The sequence below is a fragment of the Acinetobacter sp. UBA3461 genome (assembly GCF_002381195.1).
Taxonomy (GTDB): domain Bacteria; phylum Pseudomonadota; class Gammaproteobacteria; order Pseudomonadales; family Moraxellaceae; genus Acinetobacter; species Acinetobacter schindleri.
Genome location: NZ_DFRO01000043.1, coordinates 1 through 10879, shown reverse-complemented (window position 1 = coordinate 10879; position 10879 = coordinate 1). Strand labels below are relative to the sequence as shown.

Sequence of the window (10879 nt, the reverse complement as noted above, 5' to 3'; positions counted from 1 at the left end):
CGTGGAATCTGTTTATCTTCCAGACCAAAATCCATAAACAATTGACGGGTGCGCTCAATTCCCACCGTTTGTAGCAGGCGCACAGAAACAGTATTACGTGAAAGGTATAAGGCACGACGTAAAGGAATCATGCCCAGATAACGACCATCTGAGTTTCTAGGAGTCCATTTACCAATCGTAATCGGCGCATCATTCACCAGGGTATGCGGACTCATGCCGCGTTCCAATGCCAATGCATAAACAAAAGGCTTGATGGTCGAACCCGGCTGACGCCAGCCTTGAATAGCACGGTTAAAAGTCGATTGATAAAAATTATAGCCACCCACCACTGCTTCAATGGCACCATTATTTGGATTGATGGCAATTAGCTGGCCTTGGACTTTAGGAATCTGTACCAGTGCCCAGGAAGTTTTTTGTGCATTAGGACGTAAACGGACAATATCTTTCAATTTAACAATATCAGCCGCACGCTTGGGTGCAGCGCCAACACTATTGGCGTTTCGGTAACGGCGCGCCCATGACATTCCTGACCAGGGAACGGTGACGGTTGTTCCATCCTGCATTAAGGCTTCGAAACTATTTGGGTTGATTTTAGTGACTTGAGCAGGGTAAGTATTGGCAAAAGGCTGGAATTTTTTTAAGGGTTGATCATTTGCTTCAGCACCGCGCCAGCCATGACGCCGGTCATAGGCTTCAAGGCCTTCTTGTACCGATTGCTCAGCATACGCCTGACGTTGACTATTAATCGTGGTATAGACTTTATAGCCAGAATCGATGGCCTGTGCACCAAAATTCTGGATCAGTTCAGAACGAACCATCTCTCCAACATAGGGAAACTTATTGCGAGTGCTACGATCCGGCATATCCAGATTGATTGGTTCCGCAATCGCTTGCTGATACTGTGTCTGATTCAGATAACCAAGCTGCAGCATACGCCCCAGAATCCAGTTGCGACGTTCAAGTGCACGTTTAGGATTGGCGACCGGATTGTACTTGGAAGGGGCTTTCGGCAAACCGGCAATCATCGCCATCTGGGCAAGAGAAAGTTCTTCCAGGCTTTTGTTGTAATAGATTTTAGCCGCTGCTGCGATGCCATAAGCATTTTTACCCAAGAAAATTTTATTGACATAGAGGGTTAAAATTTCTTCTTTAGTCAGGTTTTGCTCAATTTTACGTGCCAGGAAAATTTCAGTCAGTTTGCGCTTCAGTGTTCGTTCTGGACTGAGATAATAGTTTTTTGCCACCTGCATAGTGATGGTCGAACCACCGGTCTGTACATCGGAACCAGTGACGCTTTCACTTAATGCCCGGCCCAAGCCTTTAAAACTGATGCCACTATGTTCGAAAAAGCTGGAATCTTCTGCAGCGAGGAAGGCATGAATAAATTCTGGTGGAATCTGATCATATTCCACAGGCACAGAAAGTTTGCCGCCATATTCTGCAATCAATTCTTGATCGGAACTAAATACTTGTAAAGGCTTAAGTAAAGGTGCCTTTTTAAGGATAGACATTTCAGGCAAAGATGGGGCAATATAAAGGTACATGCCATAAAAGCCCATCGGAATTGAGATCATAATTATGATAATGATCAAAAAAAATGGATGAACAAGGCCTGAACTGGATAGCTTTTTCATAACAAGTAAGTTTTAATAAGAGCTAATGGCAAACTAAGTGAGCGGTCAGTATATCCTTTAGATATACATAATGTTAGATGACTTATTGTATCTAGATAAAATTATTAGACCGATTATACCTAGTAGGCTACTTTATTTTTGGGGATAAAAAAATAATAGGAATGATATTGTGCGCAGGTTATATCGTAAGCCAAACAAGGGGTTAATAGGCGTCGACATCAGCTCGACTTCTGTTAAAGTTTTGGAACTCTCTATGAAAAGCGGACGGTACTGGGTAGAAAGCTATGCTTTAGTCCCATTACCAGAAGGTAGTGTTGTTGAAAAAAACATCTTAAATCCAGAAGCCGTCGGTGATGCTTTGGCTCGTGCTATTAACTTGGCCAATACCCAATCTAACCAGGCTGCATTTGCGATTCCTACGTCTATGGCGATCACCAAAACGATCGAAATGGATGCAGATATGACAAGTGATGAACGGGAAGTTCAAATTCGTGAAGATGCCGAACAATACATTCCATTCCCGCTCGATGAAGCCAGCATTGACTTTGAAGTCTTGCCTGATCGATTGTCTAATCCAAATCGTGTCAACGTTCTGTTGGTCGCAACTCGTATTGAAAATGTCGAAGCCCGTTCTGAAGTACTGCAAATTGCGGGGATCACACCCAAGATTGCAGATGTAGAAAGCTTTGCATTGGAAAATGCTTTCAGGGTGTTTGCTGATACTTTACCAATGGGCGTAAATACTGTTGGTATTCTGGATATTGGTCATAGCATGACAACTCTATCAGTTATGCGGAACAACAAGATTATTTATACCCGTGAGCAGGTGTTTGGGGGAAAACAGCTGACTCAGGAAATCCAGAATCGTTATGGTCTGTCTTTTGAAGAAGCGGGACGTGCCAAGAAAACACGTGCATTGCCAGATGACTATGATATTGAAGTCTTGGAACCATTCTTGGATGCTGTGGTACAACAGGCGGCTCGTTCATTGCAGTTTTTCTTTTCATCTTCTCAGTTTAATGAAATTGACCATATCCTGTTGGCAGGGGGGAATGCCAATATTCCGGGTCTGGCAAAATTATTACAGCAAAAGCTTGGTTACCGTGTCACGATCGCGAATCCATTTTTACAAATGGGCTTTTCTCCTCAAATTGATATTAAAAAAATTGAAAATGACGCGTCCTCACTCATGGTTGCATGTGGTTTGGCATTGAGGAGTTTTGATTAATGGCAAAAATTAACTTACTTCCTTGGCGTGATGAGCTCAGGATAAAAAGAAATAACGAATTTGTCGCATATTGTGTCGGGGCCTTGTTGCTAGGGGTAACAGCAGCTGGAGGAAGCTGGTTCTACTATGATCAAAAATTACAGGATCAAGAACAAGCCAACCAACTCATCATCAGTACCAATCAGAATCTGGATGTACAGCTAAAATCTCTGGAAGGTTTACAGGAACAGCGTAATGCGATTGTGGAACGCATGAAACTGATTCAAGGTTTACAAACCCAGCGTCCAATTGCCGTGCATCTTATTGACGAGATTGTACGTGTAACCCCAAGTGATATGTATATCACCAGATTTGTTCGTAGTGGTGATAAGTTCACCATTGAAGGTAAAGCAGCAAGTCCAAATACGGTTGCAGAATTATTGCGTAATCTCGAAGCTTCTACCTGGTACCGTAATGCTTTCATGAATGCATTCCTGGTGGCGGAAGAGAACAAGGACAAGGCGCCAAGCTCTGTTATTCCACGTGTTGAAGAATCTTATGGCACATTTACAGTGACAGTGGATCTGGACCAGATTGCTCAACCGGTGCTTTCAGAACAACAGCCGCAAGCAGCTGCAGCAGCAGGAGGGGCGACATCATGAGCGAACAATTTGATGAATTAGGTCAGGAAGCTGTTGTTGTACCAAAAAATAAAATGACGGTAGAAAAGTTTTTTCAGCAATTTAATACCCTCGATCCAAATAACTATGGTAGCTGGCCACTGGCTGTAAAGATTACCTGCTGGGTATTTATTGTTTTCCTGGTTTTGATGCTGGCTTATTTCGGTCTGATTCGAGGCAAGATTGAATCAATTACTCAGGCCAATGCACAAGAACAGAATCTGTTAAATGAATTTCGTGAGAAAGATTCCAAACTGCGTAATTTGCAACAATACCAACAGCAACTTCAGGATATGGAAGCAAGCTTTAACCAACAGCTTGAACAGTTACCAAAGGAAACTGAAATCCCAGGTCTGGTTGAAGACATTAACTTGAGTGGTGTCAATGCCGGGCTGAAGTTTAAGAATATCCGTCTTGAACCTGAAGTAAAGCAAGAGTTCTTTATTGAACAGCCAATTTCGATTGAAGCAACGGGTGATTATCATGCCTTCGGTTCATTTGTCAGCGGTATTGCAGGATTGTCTCGTATCGTGACGCTACACGACTTTACGATTACGGGTACTGAAAATAAAGAGAAGAAAACAGATATCCCGGTTGTAGATTATACCTTGAAGGCAAAAACCTATCGTTATGTCGGTAGTGCCAACTCAGCATCGGCAGATACAACAGCTGCGAATAGTCAGGGGGCACAGTAATGAAGATGATCAAGATTGCTTCAGCACTTACTGCCGGATTGATCCTGGCAGGTTGTGAATCACGTATTGATGTGGTGAATCAGGAAATGGCCAATATCCGTAATCAACCGGCATTGCCTATTGAGCCAGCCCCAGATTTTGCTCCGGTTGAAACTTTTAGTTATGCAGCACATCAGCTGAAAAGTCCTTTCTTGCCAAGTTCATTGGCAGCAGAACTGAAGATTATGGCAGGGAAACGGGTTTATCCAAACCTATCACGTCAATTGCAACCCTTAGAAAGTTATCCGCTTGAAACTTTGACCATGAAAGGAAGTCTCAAAAATCAGGCTGGACAGATTATGGCTTTAATTAATACGCCAGATGGGGAAATTGAACGTGTACAGCGCGGTAGTTATATGGGACTTAATCATGGTCGGGTGATCCATATCACACCGACACAAATTGATCTGATCGAGATTATTCCAGATGGACGCGATGGCTATGTGGAGCGCCCTCGCAGTATGGTCCTGATCGGGCCTGCGCCATAAGTTAAAGGGAATAACAATGAATAAAAGTTTTAAAGAATTTATTTTTGGGGATGCTAATACAATGAATCATGTGTTTCGTCAGTTTTCAATGGGGGCAGTTGCCATTGCTGTTATGCAGGCGGCAAGTGCACAGGTTTCGATGACCAATGTGGTGCCAATGCAAATTCCAGGACAAGGTACTGAAATTCGCGTGATGTTTAATGGCTTGCCACCTCAACCACAAGCTTATCAATTAGAATCACCATCACGTCTGATTCTGGATTTTGATAAAGCAAAGCAGAATTTAAAACAAAGCAGTATTGCTGTTGCAACGAAAGAAGCAAGTTCTGTAGATGTGACTTCAGATGCCCAGCGTGCGCGTTTAACTGTTAATCTGGCAGATGCGGGTGCATTTACCACGCGTGTTGAAGGTAATACCTTTATTCTAAAAATTAATTCAACCAATCCAGTTATCCCTGTACAGCCAGTCGTACAACAAAATACTCAAGGCATTACCAATATCGGGTTCCAGCGCGGGGCGAAAGGTGAAGGTCAGGTCGTGATTGATCTGGCGAGTGTTAATACACCGGTTGATGTGCAACAGCAAGGCACCAAAGTTATTGTACGGGCATTAGGCTCCAAGATTCCTACTCATTTAACGCGTCGTCTGAATGTGAATGATTTTGCTACACCTGTTTCGACAGTAGATGCAGTCAACCAGAATGGCTCTGGAGTGATTACCATTCAAACTTCAGATAGCTATGAATACATGGCTTATCAAACCGATAATAAACTGACAATTAGTTTAAAGCGCCCAGAAGAGAAAAATCCATTACGTCCAAAAGCTGCTCAACATTATACTGGTAAGAAAATTTCTTTAGATTTTCAGGATATTGAAGTACGCCGAGTATTACAGCTACTAGCAGATTTTACTGACATTAATATGGTTGCAGCAGACAGCGTACAAGGCAATATTACTTTACGTCTTAAGGAAGTGCCTTGGGATCAGGCTTTAGATATTGTTTTGAAAACCAAGAATTTGGATAAGCGCCGTAATGGGAATGTAATCTGGATCGCGCCTGTATCTGAGCTCATTAAAGCTGAAGAGGAAGAAGCTAAAGCACTTGCACAAAGTGTAAAGCTTGCTCCTATTCAGACAGAGTATATGCAACTCAGTTATGCCAAAGCGGCTGATATTGAAAAGCTCATCACGCAGAATAAAGGGGCCTCAAGTGCCGGTTCTAATACAGGCAGTACAAGTGGAGATGATAAGGAGAGTCTACTGAGTTCACGTGGTTCTATTTCTATTGATGCACGTACCAATACTTTAATTGTAAATGATACTCAGCCTTTTATCGATAAAATCCGTAATATGGTTGACCTGCTTGATGTACAGGTAAAGCAGGTCATGGTTGAAGCACGTATTGTGCGTGCATCGACTGAATTCACCAAAGAAATCGGGGTGAAATGGGGAATTCTTTCTCAGGGCATTACTAATAATAATAATCTATTAGTGGGTGGAAGTGACACTACACTTTGGGATTTGCGTGATCCTCAAGAAAGTGATTTAGGTGGATATACCTATGATATTCAACGCCCAGATAATTTGAATGTTGACTTGGGTGTTGCAAACCCTGCTGGTCGAATTGCTTTTGGCTTGATTAGCTTATCTGACTTTATGTTAGATCTGGAGCTTTCTGCTTTACAAGCAGATGGTTATGGTGAAGTGATCTCAACACCTAAAGTTTTAACAGCAGATAAGCAGGCGGCTAAAGTTTCATCAGGTACACAAATTCCGTATCAATCTTCAGAAGGGGGTGGTGCAAATGCAGTTTCAACTACTGAATTTATTGATGCAACCCTCAGCTTAGATGTAACTCCTAGTATTACACCTGACGGTAAAGTTCAGATGCTGCTCAATATTACCAGTGATACTCCTGGAAACCCGACTCCAACGGGTCAATTAACGATTAATAAAAATCAAATTAGCACTAATGTGCTGGTTGATAATGGAGAAACAGTAGTTTTGGGGGGGATTTTTGAGCAAGAAACACGGAATGGACAAACTAAAGTACCTTTCTTGGGAGATATTCCATATTTAGGTCATTTATTTCGTAGAGATCTTAAATCTGACAATAAGCGTGAGCTTTTGATTTTTGTTACACCTCGAATTGTTAATGACAGTGTTTCAAGAAATCATTAATATATTTTGAAATTAACAAAATGAATAGGTGACTCCTTGCCAAGCAAAGAGTTTGAATCCCTGCCAAATATCTATTTGGTAGGGCCGATGGGGGCGGGAAAGACGACAGTAGGACGGCATTTAGCAGAATTGTTAGGACGGGAATTTCTGGATAGTGATCATGAAATTGAGCGTAAAACAGGTGCAACGATTCCCTGGATCTTTGAAAAAGAGGGTGAGCAGGGCTTTCGTAGTCGTGAAACGGTTGTCATCGATGAGTTAACCTCACGACCACAGTTGGTTTTGGCCACAGGTGGTGGTGCGGTGACTCAGGCGCCTAACCGTGAATATCTGAAACAGCGAGGCATCGTTGTTTATCTCTACACTCCTGTGGAAATCCAGCTCCAGCGAACCTATCGCGACAAAAACCGTCCCTTGTTACAAGTTGAAAATCCGGAACAGAAACTTAAAGATCTGCTGGCAATTCGGGATCCGCTGTATCGGGAAGTCGCACACCATATTATTGAGACCAATCAGGGCGCTGCACGTGATCTGGCACAGCGTATTCTGCATCTCATCCTTCCGAAAAAATAAGCTCAGTAAAAAAAGTGGTTACCCCATCATGCAAACCTTACATGTCGAACTCGGTGAACGTCGTTACCCAATTTTTATTGGTAGCGATTTAAATCCTCAGCAGCTGTTAGAACCTTATATTCATGGTAAACAGGTGATGATTGTCAGTAATGATACGGTGGCACCACTATATCTGGAACATTATAAGACAGCCTTGGAAAAACTGGGCAAAACGGTAGCGACCTGTATTTTGCCTGATGGCGAGAAATTTAAGGATATCCAGCATTTAAACCTGATTTTTGATGCATTGCTTGAAGCGGGGTTTAACCGGGATTGTACGGTATTGGCGTTGGGTGGTGGCGTGATTGGTGATATGGCCGGTTTTGCTTCAGCCTGTTTCCAGCGTGGTGTGTACTTTATTCAAGTGCCAACAACTTTGCTTTCGCAGGTGGATTCCAGTGTAGGTGGTAAGACCGGGATCAACCATTCACTTGGTAAAAACATGATTGGTGCCTTCCAGCAGCCACAAGTCGTGCTGGCGGATATGTCCCAGTTATCAACCTTGCCAGATCGTGAATTATCAGCAGGTCTTGCTGAAGTCATTAAATATGCATTACTCGGTGATGAGGACTTCCTGGTTTGGCTGGAAGCCAATATGGAAGGTCTGATTGCTCGTGATGAGCAGTTGCTGGCTGAAGCTGTTTATCGTTCCTGCGCGCATAAAGCCCGTATCGTGGCGAATGATGAAAAAGAGCAAGGTGAGCGTGCTTTACTCAACCTCGGTCATACCTTTGGTCATGCCATCGAGTCTTATCTGGGCTATGGTGAATGGCTGCATGGTGAAGCGGTAGCAACCGGTATGGTCATGGCCGCTGATTTATCACAGCGTATGGGCTGGATTTCCGAAGCAGATCTCGCGCGTACAAAAAAAATCATTTCTCGTGCCAAACTTCCGATTGTTTGCCCTAAAATTCCTCTGGATGATTTCCTGGGATATATGGCACATGACAAAAAAGTCTTAAATGGACAGTTACGTCTGGTATTGCTGGAACAATTAGGACAAGCGATTATCACCCGAGACTTTGATGTAGAATTAATGAAGCAGGCCATTCTGGTCAATCAGGCATAGGTAATTTTAGAAAATGACAGCACTCCATACGCCATGGCAAAAGATTCAGCATTATTTTTGGCTGGTGACTGCGGTAGGCTGTCTTTTTGTTGCGCTCATTTTTTGGGCAATTACAGATAAGGATCAGGTCACTCCTGTAGAGAAAAAGCCTGAAACAGAGGTTGAACTACTGATTCAACCAGAAAAAGTTGCTTCAATGACCCATCTTGGTGCATTAAATGAGGAAGTTCATCCGCTGGATATGACCACACGCACCATTGTAAATGCAAACCATGAAGCCGAGTTTCGTGGTACCAAATATGTTACTCAATTTAAAAATCAGTATGCGATTGAGCTATTTCGGGTCTCTGATGAAATTATTATTAAAAACTTCTTAAGAAAACAGATAGATCGTAATAATTTCATCTACTTACGTCTGTCAGGCGAAAATATGCCTGAGCAATATGTTTTACTCTATGGTGCTTATAAATCAGCCAATCAAGCAAAGCAGGCACTGGATCAACTGAATATGGACTTGCCAAAATCAGTCAAACCAGCTGTGCAGCAAATTCAGGATTATCAACCTTATGTGAATAACTTAGGTTCTGATGAGCTGACGTCTAACCAGAAACTCTATCAAGTACGATTAAAAAATGTGCCTCTACCAAAAATAGAGGAAACAGTAGTTCCTAAGCCGCAGAGCCAGCCCTCATCAAATACGCCAAGTACCACCAGTACAACCATTGTTCGTCGTGATCCATCGGGAAATGTGGTAGATGTGCAGAAGTCTGAAAGCACTGTACCGTCAACGCCACGTGCTCAACCTAATGGTCAACAACGTGCTGAAGAACAAGAGATAAGTGATCCTTTTAACTAATACAAATTTGGGTGCGAGCTAAAATAGCGCACCCTGTATGAAAAAATGCTATAAATGTGCGCTTTTGGTGCAAAAAATACACAATAAAAATCATCACTCTGTATCTAATATTTGCTAAATCTTTGTCATTGGTATTGTTTCTGTCTTAGTGCATCAAGTTGGCATGTTCTTTGCTTTATTGGTGCATGAATTGAATTAATCTCCCTGTTTTGGCGCGAAAATGATTCGATGATTATGCGTAAGTGTCATATTTAGTCGTTATTTTTATGTGATTTCTGAGTCTTTTAAACTTTATTTTTCATGCGTATTAATCTGAAAAGGTTTATCTTCAAAGTGTGAAGAAAAGTTTTACTCTGCTCATAGAAATTTCCTCGAAAGTAAATTGGACGCCATCGCAAAGACGGATTTAGATTGTTTAACAGCCCGCCAGGGCTTTGTGATAAGAAGGGTACGCTATGCACATGCCATCGCCTAATAATGTAGCTCCCGCTCAAGGTTTATACCAACCGGATGAGTTTAAAGATAACTGTGGTTTCGGTTTGATCGCCCATATGCAGGGTGATGCAAGCCATGATCTCGTCAAGACCGCAATTCATAGTTTAAGTTGTATGACCCACCGTGGTGGTATTGCCGCAGATGGTAAGACCGGTGATGGGTGTGGTTTGCTTTTGGCAATGCCAAAGGAATTCTTTCGTGAAGAAGCAAAACGTTTAAGTGATATTACCTTAAGCGAAATTTTTGCTGTAGGTACGATCTTCCTGAACCTGGATCCTGCACTGGCAACACACGCAAAACAAGTATTAACCAAAGAAATTGAAGAAGAAGGTTGCCGGGTTATCGCATGGCGTGTGGTACCCACCAACAATGGCGCATTAGGTGAGATTGCGATGCAGTCTTTACCTGCTTTTGAACAGGTCATTGTTAACTGCCCAATCGGTGTCACTGAGGTTGAATTTAACCGTAAGTTATTCCTGGCGCGTCGTCGTGCCGAGCAGAAACTGACAAATGATCCATACTTCTATGTGACTACCTTATGCTCAACTGTGATCAGCTACAAAGGTCTGATGATGCCAGCAGCAATTGCTGATTTCTATACTGACCTGGCTGATGAGCGTCTGGCGTCACATATTGTGGTCTTCCACCAACGTTTCTCGACCAATACCTTGCCGCGCTGGCCGTTGGCTCAGCCATTCCGTTACCTGGCGCACAATGGTGAAATCAATACCATTACTGCAAACCGTAACTGGGCGTTGGCACGTACACCTAAATTCGAAAATCCATTACTGCCAGGCTTGACTGAACTGAACCCAATTGTTAACCGTACTGGTTCGGATTCTTCTAGTCTGGATAACATGCTGGAAATCCTCGTAGGTGGTGGTATGGACCTGTTCCGTGCGCTACGTATGCTGGTTCCACC

At 42.8% G+C, this 10879-nt stretch carries 8 protein-coding genes and 2 pseudogenes; 9 read left to right on the top strand and 1 reads right to left on the bottom strand.

Annotation, left to right across the window (positions count from 1 at the left end; genetic code table 11):
• Positions 1-1634, bottom strand: a pseudogene (gene ponA, locus B3D47_RS12335) (penicillin-binding protein PBP1a); the annotation flags it as partial.
• A 169-nt stretch (positions 1635-1803) separates the two neighbouring features.
• Between ponA and B3D47_RS12330 the strand changes: the two are divergent.
• The 9 genes and pseudogenes from B3D47_RS12330 to gltB all read left to right on the top strand — a co-directional run.
• Positions 1804-2862, top strand: coding sequence for a pilus assembly protein PilM (locus B3D47_RS12330; protein ID WP_004810013.1), 1059 nt, complete (start codon positions 1804-1806; stop codon positions 2860-2862).
• Positions 2862-3503, top strand: a complete 642-nt coding sequence (locus B3D47_RS12325; protein ID WP_286862261.1) for a PilN domain-containing protein — start codon at positions 2862-2864, stop codon at positions 3501-3503. Before B3D47_RS12330 ends, B3D47_RS12325 begins: the two co-directional genes overlap by 1 nt.
• A complete protein-coding gene (locus B3D47_RS12320; RefSeq protein ID WP_026056744.1) occupies positions 3497-4216 on the top strand; it encodes a type 4a pilus biogenesis protein PilO in 720 nt (239 codons plus the stop codon). The genes B3D47_RS12325 and B3D47_RS12320 overlap by 7 nt, the downstream gene beginning before the upstream one ends.
• Complete coding sequence (locus B3D47_RS12315) at positions 4216-4743, top strand: pilus assembly protein PilP (protein WP_004810006.1); 528 nt, start codon at positions 4216-4218, stop codon at positions 4741-4743. Before B3D47_RS12320 ends, B3D47_RS12315 begins: the two co-directional genes overlap by 1 nt.
• Before the next feature lie 16 nt (positions 4744-4759).
• Positions 4760-6925: a type IV pilus secretin PilQ family protein gene (gene pilQ, locus B3D47_RS12310; RefSeq protein ID WP_286862259.1), complete on the top strand. Its 2166-nt coding sequence runs from the start codon at positions 4760-4762 to the stop codon at positions 6923-6925.
• Between the two features lie 36 nt (positions 6926-6961).
• A complete protein-coding gene (aroK, locus tag B3D47_RS12305) occupies positions 6962-7498 on the top strand; it encodes a shikimate kinase AroK (RefSeq protein ID WP_004896271.1) in 537 nt (178 codons plus the stop codon).
• Between the two features lie 28 nt (positions 7499-7526).
• Positions 7527-8606, top strand: a complete 1080-nt coding sequence (gene aroB, locus B3D47_RS12300) for a 3-dehydroquinate synthase (protein ID WP_004896270.1) — start codon at positions 7527-7529, stop codon at positions 8604-8606.
• 13 nt (positions 8607-8619) lie between these two features.
• A complete protein-coding gene (locus tag B3D47_RS12295; RefSeq protein WP_262467395.1) occupies positions 8620-9462 on the top strand; it encodes a hypothetical protein in 843 nt (280 codons plus the stop codon).
• Between the two features lie 461 nt (positions 9463-9923).
• Positions 9924-10879, top strand: a pseudogene (gltB, locus tag B3D47_RS12290) (glutamate synthase large subunit); the annotation flags it as partial.